This window comes from Stenotrophomonas sp. NPDC078853 (assembly GCF_044901215.1).
Lineage (GTDB): Bacteria > Pseudomonadota > Gammaproteobacteria > Xanthomonadales > Xanthomonadaceae > Stenotrophomonas > Stenotrophomonas lacuserhaii.
This window is the reverse complement of sequence record NZ_JBJDOQ010000017.1, coordinates 24,685-42,597: the sequence shown is the minus strand read 5'-3', so window position 1 is coordinate 42,597 and position 17,913 is coordinate 24,685. Positions and strand designations below refer to the sequence as shown.

Below are 17,913 nucleotides of genomic sequence, written 5' to 3'. Positions count from 1 at the left end.
ATGCGCAACCCCGTTCCGGCTCACAACGCGTTCATCCCTTCGCCAGCAACCTCGATGGCCTTCAAGGAGATCTCCATGCGTCGCCCTGTCCTCTCGCCCCTGCTGCTCGCCCTGTCCCTCGCCCTGGGAGCTTCCGTGACCGCTCAAGCCGCCGTACCGGCCCCTGCCATCGCCCCGGTGGAAGGCACCCTGCTCAACGTATCGGCCAACGCCGAAGCCAGCCGCGTGCCGGACATCGCCACGCTCTCCGCCGGCGTGGTTACCCAGGCCGTGGACGGCAACACCGCGATGCGCGAGAACGCGCAGAAGATGGACACCGTGCTGGCCGCGATCAAGGCCGCCGGCATCGCCGAGCGCGACGTGCAGACCAGCGGAGTGAACCTGAGCCCGCAGTATCGCTACGCTGACAACGAGGCACCGAAGATCACCGGCTACCAGGCCAGCAACACGGTCAGCCTGAAGGTGCGTGACATCGCCAAGCTGGGCAAGGTGCTGGACGCGCTGGCCGCACAGGGCGCCAACCAGATCAACGGCCCCAGCTTCGAGATCGACCAGCCGGAACCGGTGTATGACGAAGCCCGCCTGGCCGCACTGAAGAAGGCCCAGGCCCGTGCGCAGACCTACGCCAAGTCGCTGGGCCTGCAGGTGCGCCGCATCGTCAGCATTTCCGAAAGCAGCGGCGGCGGCTTCCGCCCGGTGATGATGCGCGCGGCCGCCGCGCCGATGGCTGCCGACATGGCCAGCACCCCGGTGGCCGCCGGTGAAACCACCGTGTCGGTGAACCTGGACGTGGTGTTCGAACTCGGCCGCTGAGGCCTTCGCAGGTGAGTGCCGACCGCCCTTGGTGAGTGCCGACCGCCCTTGGTGGGTGCCGACCGCCCTTGGTGGGTGACGACCGTTGGTCGTCGCCTCTGCCCGGGTGCCAACTTGTAGGTGACGACCAAGGTCGTCACTACGAAGCGCCACCGCCCTTACCTGACTCGTAACCAAACGACCGCGCGTGCCCCGCTGGGCACGCCGCGCTGGCCGCGCTATTGCTGGTCCGCCGGCATCCACCGGCCCCGATGACGTCCCCCTGCTGGCTTGCATGGAGGTGAACCATGGTTCTTACGTACCCGGTAGTCCCGCTCCGCTTCGACCCCGCCCGCATCGCTGCATGGAGCACCGCGATCGCGCTGCACGTACTGGCCTTCATGCTGCTGGTGATCCCCGCCGCCTACGTGGCCGCGCCCCTGCCACGTGAGGCCCCGCAGATCCGCTGGATCACCCCGGACAAGCCACTGCCGCCCACGCCGGTTCCGCCGGAAGTCGTCCAGCAGGTCGCACCGCCGCAGACCGTGGTGAAACCCCGGCCCACGCCCTTGCCGACCCCCACCACCGTCACCGAGCAGGTCCCGGCCTACGCCGTGCCCGCCGCCGAACCGCAGCCCGCCCCCGTTCCGAACGTGCCGCTGCAGACCGCTACCCCCACCCGCAGCGGCCCTGGCGCACAGCTGCGGTACCGCTCCGCCCCGCCGCCGACGTACCCGATCGCGGCCCTGCGTGGCCGTGAGCAGGGCACCGTCCTGCTGCGGGTGGAAGTCAGTGCCGAGGGCCGCCCCACAGCGGTCTCCATCGAACGCAGCAGCGGTTCGCGTGCGCTGGACCTTGCTGCGCGCCAGCAGGTACTGCGCCAGTGGCGTTTCGAACCGTCCGTGCAGGACGGCGTGGCCATGTCCTCGGTGGGCCTGGTGCCGATCGAGTTCTCCTTGCCAGAGTAAGGCGCGACAGGGGGTGACGGATATCACCCCCTGTCCAGCTCCCTGACCGACGTCACAAAGCGGTCCCGATTAAGCAAAATTTCACTCTTGCGTCACCTGAAAGAAACCTAGATTGGCGACATCGCGGGGCAAGGGGGCCTGCGGTAGGACACGCCACTACGTATTCCCAGTCAGGAGAGAGCTGTGAAATACCCGACCCTTCCACGTGCCAGCCGCCGCACGTCGCTTGCCACGTCCATCACCCACGTCCTTGCTGGCAGCGCGCTGCTGATCGCGGCCGCCGGATCCACCACGGCCTTCGCGCAGGACCCCGCCACCAACCTGGACCGGATCACCGTCACCGGCTCCAACATCCCGCGCACCAATACCGAAACCCCCTCACCGGTGCAGGTGGTCACCCGCCAGGAGATCGACCGTACCGGCAAGACCACGGTCGCCGAATACCTGCAGACCCTGACTTCGGACGGCTCCGGCTCCATCCCCAAGACCTTCGGCAACGGCTTCGCCGGCGGCGGCGCCGGCATTTCGCTGCGCGGCCTGGGCGCCGGTTCCACCCTGGTGCTGTTGAACGGACGGCGCATGGCCACCTATGGCCTGGCCGATGACGGACAGAAGGTCTTCACCGACCTCAGCACCATCCCGCTGGATGCCGTGGAGCGCGTGGAAGTCCTGAAGGACGGCGCGTCGGCGACCTACGGCTCGGATGCCATCGCCGGCGTGGTGAACATCATCCTGCGCAGTGACTTCGAAGGCGTGATCCTGCGCGGCTCCTATGGCTTGTCCGGCGACAGCGACGGCGATGCGCGCAAGGCAACCCTGACCGCCGGTACCGGCAATCTGTCCGAAGATGGCTGGAATGCCTTCGCCAGCATCGACGTCGGCAAGTCCGATGGCATCCGCGTCAGCGACCGTCGCAACCGCGACTGGATCGGCACCGGTGACCTGCGTCGCTGGGGCTACAGCGCCGGCGGCAGCCAGTTCCTTGGCGGGGCGATCACCGGCAACGGCAGCGGCGGCGGCAACTCGCCGACCGGCAGCATCTTCAACCCGACCACCGGCCTGCTGGAATCACTGCCCGGTTGTTCAGGCCTTTCCAGTGTCGCCCCGCAGGATCCGGGCGGCGGCTGCCTGTGGGACATGGCCGACTATCGTGACCTGAGCCCGGAAGAGAAATACGTCAACGTGTTCGGACGTGCGACCTTCGCCTTCAACGACAGCACCGAAGCCTATGTGGAAATGGGCTACTCCAAGAAGGAAACCACCTTCAACAACACCCCGTCCAACGTGTCCGGCGCGTGGGGTTATCCGGGTGGCCCGGTCAATGCCAACAGTGGCCCCGGCGCCACCGTGCTGGCGGTCGGGCATCCCGACAACCCCTACGGCGAACCGGTGCGCGTGCGCTACAACGCCTTCGACGTCGGCCCGCGCGTGACCAACAACGACAACGAGTTCATCCGCTTCCTGGCCGGGGTAAAGGGCACCTGGGGCGAGTGGAGCTACGACACCGGCTACCTGCATTCGTCCACCAACCTGGTCAACAAGCGTGACGGCTTCCTGCGTTACAGCGCGGTGCAGTGCGTGCTGGGCGACCTGGCCTGCCCGGCTGGCACATGGAACATCGGTGCCGGCTCGGAAGGCAATCCGCAGAGCCTGTACGACTACATTTCCCCGACCATCCAGGCCACCGCCAAGAGCAGTCTGGACATGTTCGACTTCAAGGTGAACCGGTCGCTGATGGACCTGGCCGGCGGTCCGCTGGGGCTGGCGCTGGGCACCGAGTGGCGTCGTACCACCAACAGCCTGTCGCCGCAGACGTACACCGATGCCGGCGACATCATCGGGCTGGGCTTCTCGTCCTACGACGGTACCCAGAACGTCTACGCCGCCTATGCCGAACTGGCCGCGCCGGTGCTGGAATCGTTGGAGCTCACCGCCGCTGCGCGCTATGACAAATACGAAAGTGGCGATGATTCGGTGACCCCGAAGGTCGGCTTCAAGTGGACCCCGATCGACTGGATCGCTTTGCGCGGCACCTACGCCGAAGGTTTCCGTGCGCCGAACCCGGCCGAGAACGGCGACGGTGGCCTGGCCGCCTTCTCCAATGCGCTCGACCCGGTCCGCTGCCCGGGTGGCACGCCGGCCCCGGGTGGCACGCAGGATGATTGCGGCCAGCAGCCGGTGGCGATCATCACCCGCCCCAACCCGCTGCTGGAAGCCGAAGAGTCCAAGAGCTATTCGCTGGGCATCGTGCTGCAGCCGACCCGCACTACGTCGATCACAGTGGACGCATGGCGTATCAAGCGCACCAATGAAATCGCACAGGGTTCAACGGCTGATGCCATCGCATCGGGCAACGTGCTGCGCGATACCGACCTGCTCAATGGCGTGCCGGGCACCGGCTCGATCCTGGCCATCAACACGAACTACGTGAATGCCAGCGCGTCGAAGGTTGAAGGTATCGACACCGATATCCGCCAGGACATCCCGCTGGGTACTGCCGGCGACCTGCGTCTGGACCTGCAGTGGAGCCACACCAGCAAGTTCGAGCGTACCGAGGGTGACACCACCCACGAATATGCCGGCACCCACGGCAACTGCGATGTCACCAACTGCATCGGCACGCCGAAGGACCGCATCAACTTCGGTGCCACCTGGAACTACCACGACTGGTCGGTCAGCGGCATCGTCAACTACATCAGTTCGATGGACAACCTGGCCGAAACCGGCGGCACCAAGGAAGACGACTGCCTGAACTTCCGCGCCGATGGCAGCCCGGCCCCGGGCGACTGCAAGGTCGCTTCGTTCACCACGTTTGATCTGTCGGCCAACTGGAAGGCCATGGATGGACTGGAGATCTTCGGCTCGGTGGCCAACGTGTTCGACCGCACCGCACCGCTGGATCCGGCCACTTACGGCGGCATCAACTACAACCCGCTGCACTTCAGCGGCGCCATCGGCCGCTACTTCACGGTGGGCGCGAAGTACACGTTCAACTGATCGGATCGCGTGATGTGACCAAGCCCGGGCCTCGTGCCCGGGCTTTTTTCTGCGTGCATCGGCGCGTGCCCCGGTAGCGCCGAGCCATGCTCGGCGAACACGCTCGTGGCTGCCGAGGGCTGTCATCGACGTCGCCGGGAGCCGTGCTGCTGGCTGCTGGCTGCTGGCCGCTGAAGCCTACCGCCGAGCACGGTTCGGCGCTACCAGGGCGGGCACATGCGCTGGGTTACCTCAGGGCTGGATCTCGGCCAGCGCGCGGTGCAACGGCGCGGCCGACACTTGGATCGGCCCATGGAACGGCACGCTCATGTCCAGCACGAAGTACACCGAAGTCGCGATCAAAGCGGCCGATACAAGGAACATGCCGACCACCATCGGGTTGTGCGGGGCACGATAGCCGAAACTTCCATAGATCAGCGTCATCCACGCCATCAGCATCCAGATGATCAGGCGCGGCACGCTGGCTTCGGACTGTTCGACGATGCTCCATCGTTGCAGCACGACGGTCTGGTACTGCTGTCGCGCATCGGCCAGCAACCCTTCGTGGAAACGATCCGCTGGCGCGATACGATCCAGCGCGCCACCGACCTGGTCCAGTGCGTTGGCCGCCGGGTCGTGGTGGTGGACGAGGGCATCGTCGCTGCGCGCGGGATGGGCGATGGCGGTCTCGATGTACTCCCTGAGCCGCCGTCGGGTCTCCTCGGTTTCCACCCCGTACGTCCGCAGCGAGCGGTCGAACATGATCAGGCTGGTCGAAAAACCGTGCACGTTAGAATCGATGGTTTCGAAGGTGTTCTTCGACGAATTGATCAGCAGGCCGAACACCAGCGAAGTCATCACCACGAAGATATTGGCCACCAACCGCAGGACCGTATTGGTCTCGTCATCCCGGTGCCGGGCCGAGAGCCGCGGATACAGGTACATCATGCCGATCGACGCCGCGCTCAGGCAGGCGAAGACGATACCCGCTGTGATGATCTCACCCATCGTGACGCTCCGGCCAAGGATGGGCGCAGCATGCCACACAAAAAAAACCCGCATCTCACGATGCGGGTTTTCAAAATGGCGCCCGAAGTTGGACTCGAACCAACGACCCCCTGATTAACAGTCAAGTGCTCTAACCGGCTGAGCTATTCGGGCAGACGACCAGTATAACGACTCTTCACGCGCGATGGTAGGGGTGGTTGGCCAACATCGCCGCAGCGCGATACAGCTGTTCGGCGACGACCAGGCGCACCAGCATGTGCGGCAGGGTCAATGGGCCGATCGACCATTTTTCATCCGCCAGCGCCGACACCTCCGACGAATGCCCTTCCGGCCCGCCGATCAGGAACGCCAGGTCCCTGCCCTGCCCGCGCCAGTGCTCCAACCGCTGCGCCAACTGTTCCGAGCTGAGCTGTCGGCCGGGCACGTCCAGCGCCACCACGTAGGCATTCTTCGGCAGCGCGGCGATCACCCGCTTGCCTTCGTCATCGGTCGCACGGCGCGCATCGCGGCCCTTGCCACGCAGGCCCGGCTCGATCTCCACCAGCTCGAACGGCAGCCAGTGCGACAACCGCTTCTGGTATTCGGCAAAGCCCTGCGCCACCCAGCTGGGGGCGCGTTCACCGGTGGCGATCAGTCGCGCTTTCATCAGGCATCCTCATAACGTCCAACGGCGCCATCGGCGCCGTCGGGGGTACAGCACAGGCAGCAGGTCGATCAGACCTCGTCGTCCTGGCCTTCTTCTTCTTCGTGCTGGCGACGCTGGTCACCCACCGTCCACAGGCGCTCCAGTGCATACAGTTCGCGCACGCGCGGCAGCATGACGTGGACCACGACATCGCCCAGGTCGACCAGCACCCATTCGGCTTCGCGCTCGCCTTCAACGCCCAGCGGCATCATGTCCAGCTTCTTGGCGAAGCGGACCACTTCCTCGGCGATGGACTTCACGTGACGCGACGAGGTGCCCGAGGCGATCACGAAGTAATCGGCGACGCTGGACTTGCCGCGTACGTCGATGGTGACCACGTCCTTGGCTTTCAGCTCTTCGGTGGCGTCGGTCACGCAGGCCAACAGCTGCTCCACGGAGGGCGGCGGGTTGGGCAGTTCGACCTTGATGGTCTGGGGTTGGGGCTGGTTGCTCAAAGCGGGTCGACTCGATAAACGTAGGGGGGATTATACGTGGGACCGGCGCGGGAGGCATTCACCGGGTTCAGCCCCCAGGCGGAAAGGCCGCTGACCTGACCCGCGCCGCCGGCTATGCCTGATAACGGGCCAGGTAGGACGAGCCGATGATGGTGGCGCGCCGGTTGCGCGCCCTTTCCATTGACTGGAGCATCACCATGAGCCTGCTTGCCACCTTCGTCGTCGCCTCGGGTATCGCGCTTGGTAGCGCTGCAGCGCCCGTCCAGGCGCCAGTAGGTCCTGAAGGGGATCCCTGCCCGGGTTGCGTTGCCTGGCGGTGCGATACGCGCGGAAGCGTCCACCTACCCTTGGCAGTGAATGAACCCGATCACAAACAGGCCGTCCTGCGTGCCATTTACGAGCATACCCGCGCCACCTTCGGCGGCGAGGTTCCCGCGTCGGTGACCTGCACCACGACGGGCGGATGACAGCTGCCAAGCCCCAGGATCACACACCGTAAAGCCGATGTTCGGCGATGTAACCCGCCACCGCCGGTGGCACCAGCGGCTGCCACGGCCCGCCGGCGGCGATGCGGGCGCGGACCTCGCTGGCCGACTCGCTGCGCAGCGGCTGATGCAGGCGCAGCACATGTCCTGCCGCTGCATCCTCAAGGTCCTGCGGCTGGTCGGTCCAGCGGCCGTGCAGTGCCTGGCCCAGCACGCCCTCCACCACCTGCGGCAAGCGGCTGCCGGGGCGCTCGGCGACGATGAAATGCGCCAGCCCGAACAGGTCCTGCCAGCGATGCCAGGTGGCGAGCGACAACAGGCTGTCCGCCCCCATCAGCCACGCCAGCGGCGTTTCCGGGCCGAACGCCTGGCGCAGTTCGGCCAGGGTATCCACGGTGTAGGACGGACGTTGCGGATGGCGGGCGGCGCGCTCCAGTTCGTGGCGGTCCAGCAGCAATCCGGTTTCATCGGCAAGCGCCAGCTGCAGCATCCGGCAACGTTGCTCGGCGCTGGCGCCGGGTGCCGGACGATGCGGCGGGTCGGCCGCCGGCAGCAGCCGAATCGGCAGGTTCAAGGCATCGCGTGCGGCACGGGCAATGGCAAGATGCCCGTTGTGCACCGGATCGAACGTGCCGCCGTAATAGATGCGAAGGCCCATGGCCAGCGCTCAGGCGCGCGCCAGCAGGCGTACCGCGCGTGCTTCGGACACCGCCACCAGCAGGCGTTCCAGCGCCAGCCACGGGTCACCGTCGGCGCGCCCTTTGGCAATGCGATCCACCAGCCCGGCTTCGGCAACGAAGCGCTCCCAGCGCTTGGCTTCCGGGTGCCGCTGCAGCGCGCGCTTGTACGGCGCCTGGCGGGACTCCCAGATGCCGCGTGATTTCATTTCCGCGGCCAGGTTGCCGCCCCGCGGCTGCACCTGGGCCAACGCAGCGCCAGCCAGCAGTTCACGGATGACGATCGGCATAAGGGCGGCCACCGCCTCGCCTTCGGCGCGCAGCCCGGCCACCATCCGCAGCACCGCGGTGGGCTGGCCGGAGAAGGTCGACTCCACCAGCCGGAACACGTCATAGCGGGCCGCATCAGCGACCAGCGCGTCCATTTTGTCCACGTCCAGCACCTGGCCGGATTCGACCAGCAGCGCCAGCTTGTCGATTTCCTGCGCGGCAGCCAGCAGGTTGCCTTCCACCCGCTCGGCCAGCCGCTGCACCGCTTGTGGATCGGCACGCAGGCCCTTGCCACGCAGGCGGCGCTCGATCCACTCAGGCAGCTCGTGCGGCTTGATCGCCCACGCTACCGAAATCACGCCGGCACGGCCTACGGCATCGGCCCACTTGCCCTGGTGCGACTTGCTCCATTCATTGGCGGTGATCAACAGCACCACGTCCGGTGGCGGCGAGGCGCAGAAGTCACTGATTACTTCGGCGCCTTCCTTGCCCGGCTTGCCGTTGGGCAGCCGCACTTCGATCAGGCGGCGCGCACTGAACAGGCTGGGCGCGTTGAAGCCCGCCTGCAACCGTCCCCAGTCGAAATCGCGCCCATCGGCATCGAATACTTCGCGTTCGCTGATGCCCTCCGCGCGCGCTTTTGCCCGCACCGCATCGGCCGCTTCCAGCACGCGCAGGGTTTCAGGCCCGGCAACCAGGTAGACGGGCGCCAGCGGCTGCCCGCCAGCAGCGCTGGCCAACTGCTCCGGGCGCAGTTCCATCCGGGTACCGGCTCAGTCCTGCACCGGCGGGGCGGCCGGTTCGGGGACAGGCTTGGCGGTCGGGATGGTGGTCTTGATGGCGGGGACGCCGGCCGGCGCCGGGCCTGCCGGAATCACCTGGCCGTCGCCCGCCTCGACCGGGGCCGAGATGCTGCGGCCTTCGCGCAGTTCATTGCGCACCACGCTGTCGATGCGGCGGATGATCGAGGCCGACATTTCACGGCGCAGCTCATCGGCCAGGATCTCGCGCTCGGTGGTGGTACCGGTGGCGTCGGTCGGCGGGGACACGTAATCGCGCGACAGCTCGATCACCTGCTGCGGCACCAGTTCGCTGCCGTCTTCGCGGCGGAAGATGAAGATCACCGCGTAGCGCAGGCTGTATTCCTGCGCACGACCCTGTGCGTCGATGGCGATCGGCAGGTCACCCCAGCGCTCGGACAGCACCTGCAGCTGCGCGGCCGGCGCGGTCGAGTCGTCATCGGCCAGGGTCGCCCCAGACGCCAGCAGGCTGCGTCGCAGCAGCTTGGCCAGTTCGCTGTAGGGCGCGGTGGAGACCACCTTCACTGCTGCCGTGTCGGCCGGCAGCATCAGCTTGTTGCGCATGTGGAAGCCGCAACCGGCCAGGCCGAGGGCGAAGAGAAGGGCAAGCAGGATTCGGGTCATGGACACAGTCTGTAGTAGCCGGGCGGCTGCGGCAATACAGCCTGCCCGATGAGGCGTGAATGACGGTTGATCATCGGGGCCTGGGAGGGCGGTGACGACCAACGGTCGTCACCCACCAGGGCTTGGCGCCACCCACCGCGGTGGCGAGGCCGGGGTCAGCCGACGACGATGTTCACGATCTTGCCGGGCACGATGATGATCTTGCGCACGGTCAGGCCTTCCATGAACTTGGCCGCGTTCGGTTCGGCCACCGCCAGCGCTTCGATCTGCTCGCGCGCCGCGTCGGCGGCGACCTCGATCGTGCCGCGCAGCTTGCCGTTGACCTGAACCGCCAGGGTCAGCGCATCGCGTACCAGGGCACCTGGATCGGCCTGCGGGAAAACCTGGTCTTCCAGCAGCGTCTGGCCATGGCCCAGCACCTGCCACAGCGCATGGCTGGCATGCGGGGTGATCGGGTTGAGCATCAGCACGATCGCCTGCAGGGCTTCGTGGCGCACCGCCCGGCCCTGCGGCGTGGCGTCATCGAACTTGGCCAGCGCATTCATCAGTTCCATCACCGCGGCAATGGCGGTGTTGAAGCTGTGGCGGCGGCCATAGTCATCGCCGACCTTGCCGATGGTTTCATGGGTCTTGCGGCGCAAGGTCTTCTGGCCGGCGTCCAACGCGGACACGTCCAGCGCCGGGGCCGCCCCATCGGCCGCATGCTTGTGCACCTGCGCCCACAACCGGCGCAGGAAGCGCGCCATGCCGTCCACGCCGGCTTCGTTCCACTCCAGCGACTGTTCCGGCGGTGCGGCGAACATCGAGAACAAGCGCACGGTGTCGGCGCCGTACTTGCCGACCATGGTCTGCGGGTCCACGCCGTTGTTCTTGGACTTGGACATCTTCTCCGTGCCGCCGACGACGACCGGCTGGCCGTCGGCCACCAGGGTGGCGCCGGTGATGCGGCCACGCTCGTCGCGCTGCACGTCCACGTCGGCCGGGTTGATCCAGTCCTTGGACCCGTCCGGGTTGGCGCGGTAGTAGGTTTCGGCGATCACCATGCCCTGGCACAGCAGGTTGCGCGCCGGCTCGTTGCTGTCTACCATCCGCGCGTCACGCAGCAGCTTGTGATAGAAGCGGAAATACATCAGGTGCAGGATCGCGTGTTCGATGCCACCGATGTACTGGTCCACCGGCAGCCAGTAGTTGCCGCGCTTGTCCACCGCATCGCGTGCGCCCGGGGAGGTGTAGCGGGCGTAGTACCAGCTCGACTCCATGAAGGTATCGAAGGTGTCGGTCTCGCGCTCGGCCGCGCCGCCGCAGTCCGGACAGGTGGTCTTGCGCCATTCCGGATCGGTCTTGATCGGCGAACCGGTACCCGAGAAGGCCACGTTTTCCGGCAGCACCACCGGCAGCTGTTCTTCCGGCACCGGCACCGCGCCACACTTGTCGCAGTAGATCACCGGAATCGGGCAGCCCCAGTAACGCTGGCGGCTGACACCCCAGTCGCGCAGGCGGTAGTTCACGCGGCGCTGGCCCTGGGCCTTGCGCTCGAAGCGTTCGGCCAGGGCTTCGAAGGCGCCCTGGAAATCCAGGCCGTCGAACTCGCCCGAATTGACCAGCTCGCTTTCGCGGCTCTTGTCGCTGTACCAGTCCTGCCAACGGCTGGCGTCGTACGCGGCTTCGTCCTTGCGCAGCGATTTCAGCGCGATGACCTGGCGGATCGGCAGGCCGTACTTGTTGGCGAATTCGTTGTCGCGCTGGTCATGGCCCGGCACGGCCATCACCGCGCCGGTGCCGTAGCCCATCAACACGAAGTTGGCCACCCACACCGGCACCTGCTCGCCGGTCACCGGATGGATGGCCTTCAGGCCGGTATCCATGCCGCGCTTTTCCTGGGTTTCCAGTTCCGCTTCGGACACCCCGCCCTGCTTCAGCCCGGCCAGCAGTTCAGCCAGCTGCGGGTTGTTCCTGGCTGCATGCAGCGCCAGCGGATGTTCGCCGGCGATGGACACGAAGGTCACGCCCATCACCGTGTCCGGCCGCGTGGTGAACACGCGCAGCGGGTCCAGCGTGTTGCCCTCGGCATCACGTACGGCGAACTGGATCTCCAGCCCTTCCGAGCGGCCGATCCAGTTGCGCTGCATGGTCTTGACCGATTCCGGCCAGCCATCCAGTTCGTCCAGTCCGTCCAGCAGCTCCTGGGCGTAATCGGTGATGCGCAGGAACCATTGCGGGATCTCGCGCTTCTCCACCAGCGCACCGGAGCGCCAGCCGCGGCCGTCGATGACCTGCTCGTTGGCCAGCACGGTCTGGTCGATCGGATCCCAGTTGACCACCGCGTTGCGGCGGTAGGCCAGGCCCTTGCGCATCAGGCGGGTGAACATGCGCTGCTCGTGGACGTAGTAGTCCGGGTTGCAGGTGGCGAACTCACGCGACCAGTCGATGGCATAGCCCAGCGACTTGAGCTGGCTGCGCATGTGGTCGATGTTCTTGTAGGTCCACTTGGCCGGCGCGGTCTTGTTCTTGATCGCGGCATTCTCGGCGGGCAGGCCGAACGCGTCCCAGCCCATCGGCTGCAGCACGTTGTGCCCGGTCATCCGCTTGTAGCGGCTGATCACGTCACCGATGGTGTAGTTGCGCACATGGCCCATGTGCAGCGCGCCCGACGGGTACGGAAGCATCGACAGGCAGAAGTACTTCGGCTTGTCCGAGGTCTCGTTGACTTCGAAGGCACGGGTACCGTCCCAGAACTGCTGGGCGGCGGATTCAACCTGCTGCGGGTCGTAGGCGTTGGGTTCGACGCTGGTCATGGAACACACAAGTGCGGCGGCAAAGCGGCACAGGGTACCGCAGTGCGGCAAAAGCCTCCAATCCGGTCGACAGGCGGCCCGCCGCCCGCTCCCGGCCGCTTACCGGCGGGTATCGGCCGGGCCCAGCAGGCGCAGCCCCAGCAGCAGCCATGACGCCCACGCCGCAAAGGTAAGCCGCTGCGCCAGCGGCGCCGGCACCACCCCCTGCAGGGCGAAAGCGGTGACCGCCGCGACCAGCCCGCAGCCCAGCGCCAGCCGCGCCAACGGCGGCGATCTGCGCCAGCTGCCGACGCCCAGCATCAGCGTGCCGGCAATGAACGCCAGTGCCCACACCATCCATGCGCTGGCATGCGCCTGGCTGGCCGGGCCGTCCAGGTCCTGCACATCCAACGGGAACAGGCCCATGCCGGCAAAGGCCAGTCCGGCCAACACCAGCAGCTGGCCGGCCACCCGCAGCAGCCAGCTGCTGCCGGCCGGCAGGCGCGCCAGCAGGCACAGCGCCATCGCCGTGGCGAGCAGGCCCGGCAGCACCCAACCCAGCAGGTTGAAGCCGAGGGCATGGGCGATGCCGCCCGCCCCAAGCAGCGCCACGGGATGGCGCCCCTGCTCGAAGCCGTCCAGCGCAACGCCGAAACCGGCCACGGACAGCACCCACCCCACCGCCGCGGCAGGACCGAGCAGGTTCTCGAGACGGCGCGGAAGCAGGGTTGGCATGGAGCGGCACTCGGGAAATCGGGGACCCTATTGTGGAACATCGAACCGGCGGTGGGTTGAAGCCGCAAGCGTCCGCCACCATAGAATCGGTCTCCCGCCGTAGATCCAGAGTTTCCATGAGCGAACTGCCGAACGTATTCGACGCTGTCACCGAAACCTTCGAAGCCGAAGTGCTGCAGAAATCCCTGCAGACGCCGGTACTGGTCGATTTCTGGGCGACCTGGTGCGAGCCCTGCAAGACCCTCGGACCGCTGCTGGAAAAGCTGGCCGGTGAATACAACGGTGCCTTCCAGCTGGCCAAGGTGGACGTGGACAAGGAACAGCAGATCGCCGCGGCGTTCCAGATCCGTTCGGTGCCGACCGTGTTCCTGGTCAAGGGCGGCCAGCTGGTGGATGGTTTCCCCGGCGCAGTGACCGAAGGCCAGTTGCGCGAGTTCCTGGCCCAGCACGGCATCGCCCCGGCCGAGCCGGTGGCCGAAGCCGAGCCGGAGCCGCTGGATGCGCAGGCGCAGGTCGACGTGCTGCGCGCGCAGATCGCGGCCGAACCGGGCAAGGACGAGCTGCGTCTGGACCTGGCCGTGGCCCTGCTGCAGATCGGCGGGGTGGACGAAGCCCGCACCCTGATCGACGGACTGCCGGCCAACCTGGCCACCGATGACCGCGCCGTGCGCGCCCGCGCGCGCCTTTCGTTCGCTTCGGCCCTGAAGGATGCACCGGCCCCGGAAGCCCTGGAAGCGCGCATCGCAGCCGATGGCGGCGACCTCGCCGCCCGCCACCTGCGCGGCGTGCAGTTGCTGCTGGCAGGGGAAGACGCGGCGGCACTGGAGCAGTTCCTGGAGATGCTGCGGGTGGATCGCAGTTTCGATGATGGCCTGCCGCGCAAGGCGCTGATCGATGCCTTCAACGTGATCACCGACCCCGCATTGGTCAGCCAGTACCGGCGGAAGATGGCCGCGCTGCTGTTCTGAAGGTAAATACGTTCAGAACACCCGTGCAACCGGCACGCGATACTGATCCGGTGGCGTCGTAAGGCGTCACGGTTCATTCGGGGGAATGAAACCCGGCCACCCGGCCGAGGGCATCGCTCCACCGATCTTTCCCGGGGGAGGATCGCGTGATTGCTGAAGGGGTGACCCCATGCGGCTGGCGGCGGCGATGAAGCGGCAGCCACTGGCCTGGCGCTATCGGCTGCTGCTGGCGCTGCTTGCCGGGCTGGCCGCTGCTGCCGCCAGCCATGGCCGATGGCTGGGCGCAGTGGACGAGGCGATCTTCGACCGCTACGTCGCCCGCTGGAGCTACCCGGCCGACCCCAGCCTGCTGATCGTCGCCATCGATGAGGCAAGCCTGCAGCAGATCGGCCCGTGGCCCTGGTCCCGCAGCGTGCACGCGCGCCTGTTGGACCGGCTGACCCGGGCCGGCAGCAAGCGGGTGCTGCTGGACCTGCCGTTGTCCGAACCTGACCGTCATCCGGGCGCCGACGCCGCCCTGGCGGCGGCGATCGCGCGCAACGGCCAGGTGGTGTTGCCGGTGCTGGCGGTACCGGCCCGCGACGGCCGGTTGGCCGAAGAACGTCTACCCATCGCACTGATGACCGCCAATGCGGCCGCACTGGGCCACGCAGAGGTGCACGTAGACGCCGATGGGGTGGCACGCGGTATTTTCCTGCAGGCCGGCATCGGATCAGCGCACTGGCCGGCGCTGGGACTGGCCCTGGCGGATCTGCCCGAGCGCGCGCAGGGGTTGCCGGCAGCAGAAGTACACGCAGGTGCGGATAAATGGGTACGCGACGGCTATGTCCGACTTCGCTACCCGGGGCCGCCGGGCAGCGTGCCGCAGGTCGCCTATGTGGACGTACTGGAAGGCCGGATCGCGCCTGCGAGCTTGCACAACCGGCGCGTGTTGGTGGGCTCGACGGCCGCAGGCCTCGCCCCGCAACTGCTGGCACCGACCCGCCGCCACGCCCCCATGAGTGGCATCGAGTACCACGCCAGCGTCGCCTCGATGCTGCTGCAGTCGCGCACGCTGCGGGGGATGGCGCCGATGTGGCAGCACGCCCTGGGCGCGATGCTGGTGATGCTGTGCGTTGCAGGGCTGTGCGGTGGGCGGGCGGCCACGATACTGGCCATCAGCGTGGGACTGCCACTGCCGCTGTTGCTCTCCTGGTCCCTGCTGCGCGGCGCCAACCTGTGGTGGGCGCCCTGCGCCACGCTGGGGACAGCACTGCTGGCCACCGCCATCTGGGCCGCGTGGCGGATCGCCTGCTGGCGACGCCGGGCAGACCGGGACCCCCTCAGCGGGCTGGTCAGCCGGCCGCGCTTCGAGCAGGCGCTGCAGCAGGAGACCTGCATCGGAAGCGGCGAATGTCGCCCGTTGGCGCTGGTTCGGGTCGAGCTGGACCACGCCGGCGGTCTCGATGACCAACCAGGTCCACAGGCAGGCGACCCACTGCAGGTGGCGGTCGCGCGGCTGATTGCCGCCCATGCCAGGCGACCACGCGATACCGCCGGCCACCTTGGCGGCGGCTTTGCGATGATCCTGCCCGAAACGCCGCCCAGCGGCGCGTGCCAGGTGGTCGAAGACCTGGTCGCCGACGTGCGTCGGCTGCCGTGGGCGGCCGACGCCGGCAACGCCCGCCCCACCCTCAGCATCGGGGTCTACTGCCGGGTGCCGGGGCCGGGCGTGCCCGCAGATGCATTCCTGCACGGAGCCGAGGTGGCACTGCACCAAGCCAGGGCGAATGGCGGCGATGGGTACGTGCTGGAAGCAGGCTGAGCCGACGGATCTGCCACTTGCCCTGCGTCATTGCAGCCAACAATGTGAATGGCCCATCCCTCGAGCGCGACGCCATGGCTTCCGTCCCAGCCTTTTTCCTCCTCACCTCGCTCGCCGCGACCGCCCTTCCGGCGAACGTCGCCGTTGCCGGCGCACCGGCCCCGATCACCGTCCAGCCTGCCGCACAGGTGGCGACCTATCACCTTCACTATCGGAAGCTCTACGACGCCAAGCCTTTCCCAAATGCGACTCTGACGCACTACGCCAACGGCGTGTATCGGATCACCTCTGAAGGCGAGGATCATTACGGCGTCTACGTCGCCCAGGGCAACGTCGGTGACCAGAGCAGCACGATCCGTTACGTATCGCTGCCATCGCCGGACTGGGGCAATCGCACCGCCTACCATCAGCTGACCTTCATCACAGGCACCGACCAGGGCAGCGGCCTGTTCGTGCAGAACGCGATCACCGACACCGGTGAAGCCATTGCGCAGCAGAACGGTACTTTTTCCCTGACGATCCCGGAGGCGTCGCCGTAAGAGATCGGTCCTGCCCGCTGGACTTTTCCATACGCACCCGCATGGTTACACTGGCCTCCCCATTCCGGCGCCGGTCCACCATGAAAGCCAGCCTGTTCCGCCACGGCATCAACCTGTGGCCGCCGTTCCTGTTCGCCGGCATCCACGTAACCCGGGTGTCACCGGATTACCGGGACATCGACGTCGAACTGCGCATGCGTCCGTGGAACCGCAACTATGTCGGCACCCATTTCGGCGGCAGCCTGTTCGCCATGACCGATCCGTTCTGGATGCTGGGGCTGATGCACAACCTGGGCCGCGACTACTACGTGTGGGATCGCACCGGCGAGATCGAGTTCCTCAAGCCCGGCCGCGGTACGGTGCGCGCGACCTTCCGCATCGATGACGCAATGCTCGCGGAAATCCGCTCGGCCGCTGCCGATGGCAGCAAGCAACTGCGCTGGTACAGCAACGACGTACGGGATGCTTCAGGAGAGGTGGTCGCGCGCGTGCGCAAGCAGGTCTACATCCGGCTCAAGCCGCAGGCCCGCGTCAGTGCAATTGTCGATTGAGGCGAGTGCCTCCGAATCGATTGCTTGTCCTTATACCGAGATGGACCACACGGCACCGCATCGCGGCATATCGATGATGAAGTGCGGCGCACATACGGTGCGCCGATCCTCATCGGAGAAACGAAATGTCAGCAACGATCAGCAGACGCCACGCCCTGCAGGCCGCCGGGTGGGCGGCCACCGCCCTGTTCACCACCACCGCCGCGGCGCAGCAGCAACGCCGGATCACCGTGGAGGACATCATGGGTCCGTACTATCCCATCCAGCGACCGCTGGACGAGGACGCGGACCTTACCCGCGTCGACGGACAGCCGGGCGTTGCACAGGGCACCCGGATCGACCTGCGTGGACGCGTCGTCGACACCCTGGGCCAGCCGGTGGCAGGCGCCTGGATCGAGATGTGGCAGGCCAACGCCCACGGGCGCTACGCGCATGCCACCGACGCCAACGAGGCTGCGCCGCTTGACCCTGCGTTCCAGGGGTTTGGACGACAGGAAACCGACGCGGAGGGGAGGTTCCGCTTCCTGACCATCGTCCCCGGAGCGTATCCGATCGGGACCGGCCCGGATCAGTTCCGCACGCCGCACATCCACTTCGACATCCGCGGCCAGCATGATCGCCTGGTGACACAGATCTATTTCAGTGGCGAGCCCCTCAATGACAGCGACCTGCTCTACCAGGCGCTATCTGCCGAAGATCGCGAGACCGTTACCCTGCTGCCGCGCAGCGCGGGGGAGGATGAACCATTGGAAGCAGAGTGGACGGTGGTGCTCGCCACCGGCTGACGGCTGCGCAGGGTTTG

At 67.0% G+C, this 17,913-nt stretch carries 17 protein-coding genes and 1 tRNA gene; 9 read left to right on the top strand and 9 right to left on the bottom strand.

Translation table 11 applies throughout. The annotated features are described in order from the left end of the window. The first annotated feature begins 75 nt into the window (after nt 1-75). The 3 genes from ACI2JH_RS15950 to ACI2JH_RS15940 all read left to right on the top strand — a co-directional run bounded on the left by ACI2JH_RS15950 (nt 76) and on the right by ACI2JH_RS15940 (nt 4,757). On the top strand, nt 76-813 hold the full coding sequence (locus ACI2JH_RS15950; protein WP_101100439.1) for an SIMPL domain-containing protein: 738 nt from the start codon (nt 76-78) through the stop codon (nt 811-813). 287 nt (nt 814-1,100) lie between these two features. Beyond that, nucleotides 1,101-1,760: an energy transducer TonB gene (locus ACI2JH_RS15945; RefSeq protein WP_404736676.1), complete on the top strand. Its 660-nt coding sequence runs from the start codon at nt 1,101-1,103 to the stop codon at nt 1,758-1,760. A gap of 183 nt (nt 1,761-1,943) precedes the next feature. Continuing rightward, entirely contained in the window at nt 1,944-4,757 is a 2,814-nt protein-coding gene (locus tag ACI2JH_RS15940) for a TonB-dependent receptor (protein ID WP_404736675.1), read from the top strand. Nucleotides 4,758-4,988: 231 nt separating this feature from the next. Here ACI2JH_RS15940 and ACI2JH_RS15935 read toward each other — a convergent pair whose 3' ends face one another. The 4 genes from ACI2JH_RS15935 to rsfS all read right to left on the bottom strand — a co-directional run bounded on the left by ACI2JH_RS15935 (nt 4,989) and on the right by rsfS (nt 6,884). After that, entirely contained in the window at nt 4,989-5,744 is a 756-nt protein-coding gene (locus tag ACI2JH_RS15935; RefSeq protein WP_101100400.1) for a DUF4239 domain-containing protein, read from the bottom strand. Nucleotides 5,745-5,820: 76 nt separating this feature from the next. Then, nucleotides 5,821-5,897, bottom strand: a tRNA-Asn gene (locus ACI2JH_RS15930). Between the two features lie 22 nt (nt 5,898-5,919). Then, a complete protein-coding gene (rlmH, locus tag ACI2JH_RS15925; protein WP_057508755.1) occupies nt 5,920-6,390 on the bottom strand; it encodes a 23S rRNA (pseudouridine(1915)-N(3))-methyltransferase RlmH in 471 nt (156 codons plus the stop codon). A gap of 68 nt (nt 6,391-6,458) precedes the next feature. Continuing rightward, entirely contained in the window at nt 6,459-6,884 is a 426-nt protein-coding gene (gene rsfS / locus ACI2JH_RS15920; protein ID WP_042612238.1) for a ribosome silencing factor, read from the bottom strand. 146 nt (nt 6,885-7,030) lie between these two features. Here rsfS and ACI2JH_RS15915 point away from each other — a divergent pair, with 146 nt between their 5' ends. After that, nucleotides 7,031-7,351 (top strand): hypothetical protein, encoded by a 321-nt coding sequence (locus tag ACI2JH_RS15915; protein ID WP_182657104.1) that lies wholly within the window; start codon nt 7,031-7,033, stop codon nt 7,349-7,351. 19 nt (nt 7,352-7,370) lie between these two features. On the opposite strand, the gene nadD is transcribed toward ACI2JH_RS15915, so the two are convergent. The 5 genes from nadD to ACI2JH_RS15890 form a co-directional block, all read right to left on the bottom strand. After that, entirely contained in the window at nt 7,371-8,027 is a 657-nt protein-coding gene (gene nadD, locus ACI2JH_RS15910) for a nicotinate-nucleotide adenylyltransferase (RefSeq protein WP_404736674.1), read from the bottom strand. 9 nt (nt 8,028-8,036) lie between these two features. Further along, a complete protein-coding gene (holA, locus tag ACI2JH_RS15905; RefSeq protein WP_404736673.1) occupies nt 8,037-9,077 on the bottom strand; it encodes a DNA polymerase III subunit delta in 1,041 nt (346 codons plus the stop codon). Nucleotides 9,078-9,089: 12 nt separating this feature from the next. After that, nucleotides 9,090-9,740, bottom strand: coding sequence for an LPS assembly lipoprotein LptE (gene lptE / locus ACI2JH_RS15900; protein WP_404736672.1), 651 nt, complete (start codon nt 9,738-9,740; stop codon nt 9,090-9,092). Between the two features lie 155 nt (nt 9,741-9,895). After that, a complete protein-coding gene (leuS, locus tag ACI2JH_RS15895) occupies nt 9,896-12,535 on the bottom strand; it encodes a leucine--tRNA ligase (RefSeq protein ID WP_182657100.1) in 2,640 nt (879 codons plus the stop codon). A 99-nt stretch (nt 12,536-12,634) separates the two neighbouring features. Beyond that, nucleotides 12,635-13,249, bottom strand: coding sequence for a DUF998 domain-containing protein (locus ACI2JH_RS15890; RefSeq protein WP_101100394.1), 615 nt, complete (start codon nt 13,247-13,249; stop codon nt 12,635-12,637). A 116-nt stretch (nt 13,250-13,365) separates the two neighbouring features. Between ACI2JH_RS15890 and trxA the strand changes: the two genes are divergently transcribed. The 5 genes from trxA (at nt 13,366) to ACI2JH_RS15865 (ending at nt 17,896) form a co-directional block, all read left to right on the top strand. Continuing rightward, nucleotides 13,366-14,217, top strand: a complete 852-nt coding sequence (trxA, locus tag ACI2JH_RS15885) for a thioredoxin (protein ID WP_319277136.1) — start codon at nt 13,366-13,368, stop codon at nt 14,215-14,217. Nucleotides 14,218-14,386: 169 nt separating this feature from the next. Further along, nucleotides 14,387-16,021, top strand: coding sequence for a CHASE2 domain-containing protein (locus ACI2JH_RS15880; protein ID WP_404736671.1), 1,635 nt, complete (start codon nt 14,387-14,389; stop codon nt 16,019-16,021). Nucleotides 16,022-16,038: 17 nt separating this feature from the next. Further along, nucleotides 16,039-16,560, top strand: coding sequence for a hypothetical protein (locus ACI2JH_RS15875; protein WP_404736670.1), 522 nt, complete (start codon nt 16,039-16,041; stop codon nt 16,558-16,560). An 80-nt stretch (nt 16,561-16,640) separates the two neighbouring features. Then, nucleotides 16,641-17,111 (top strand): DUF4442 domain-containing protein, encoded by a 471-nt coding sequence (locus tag ACI2JH_RS15870; RefSeq protein ID WP_319277131.1) that lies wholly within the window; start codon nt 16,641-16,643, stop codon nt 17,109-17,111. A gap of 125 nt (nt 17,112-17,236) precedes the next feature. After that, complete coding sequence (locus ACI2JH_RS15865) at nt 17,237-17,896, top strand: protocatechuate 3,4-dioxygenase (protein ID WP_319277129.1); 660 nt, start codon at nt 17,237-17,239, stop codon at nt 17,894-17,896. Nucleotides 17,897-17,913 lie beyond the last annotated feature (17 nt).

Bases quoted from the DNA above. Each gene is read 5' to 3' on its own strand.
- leuS (WP_182657100.1), bottom strand. From the start codon at position 12,535: ATGACCAGCGTCGAACCCAACGCCTACGACCCGCAGCAGGTTGAATCC.
- ACI2JH_RS15865 (WP_319277129.1), top strand. From the start codon at position 17,237: ATGTCAGCAACGATCAGCAGACGCCACGCCCTGCAGGCCGCCGGGTGG.
- ACI2JH_RS15950 (WP_101100439.1), top strand. From the start codon at position 76: ATGCGTCGCCCTGTCCTCTCGCCCCTGCTGCTCGCCCTGTCCCTCGCC.
- rlmH (WP_057508755.1), bottom strand. From the start codon at position 6,390: ATGAAAGCGCGACTGATCGCCACCGGTGAACGCGCCCCCAGCTGGGTG.
- ACI2JH_RS15870 (WP_319277131.1), top strand. From the start codon at position 16,641: ATGAAAGCCAGCCTGTTCCGCCACGGCATCAACCTGTGGCCGCCGTTC.
- ACI2JH_RS15935 (WP_101100400.1), bottom strand. From the start codon at position 5,744: ATGGGTGAGATCATCACAGCGGGTATCGTCTTCGCCTGCCTGAGCGCG.
- nadD (WP_404736674.1), bottom strand. From the start codon at position 8,027: ATGGGCCTTCGCATCTATTACGGCGGCACGTTCGATCCGGTGCACAAC.
- ACI2JH_RS15880 (WP_404736671.1), top strand. From the start codon at position 14,387: ATGCGGCTGGCGGCGGCGATGAAGCGGCAGCCACTGGCCTGGCGCTAT.
- trxA (WP_319277136.1), top strand. From the start codon at position 13,366: ATGAGCGAACTGCCGAACGTATTCGACGCTGTCACCGAAACCTTCGAA.
- ACI2JH_RS15890 (WP_101100394.1), bottom strand. From the start codon at position 13,249: ATGCCAACCCTGCTTCCGCGCCGTCTCGAGAACCTGCTCGGTCCTGCC.
- ACI2JH_RS15945 (WP_404736676.1), top strand. From the start codon at position 1,101: ATGGTTCTTACGTACCCGGTAGTCCCGCTCCGCTTCGACCCCGCCCGC.
- ACI2JH_RS15915 (WP_182657104.1), top strand. From the start codon at position 7,031: ATGATGGTGGCGCGCCGGTTGCGCGCCCTTTCCATTGACTGGAGCATC.
- lptE (WP_404736672.1), bottom strand. From the start codon at position 9,740: ATGACCCGAATCCTGCTTGCCCTTCTCTTCGCCCTCGGCCTGGCCGGT.
- holA (WP_404736673.1), bottom strand. From the start codon at position 9,077: ATGGAACTGCGCCCGGAGCAGTTGGCCAGCGCTGCTGGCGGGCAGCCG.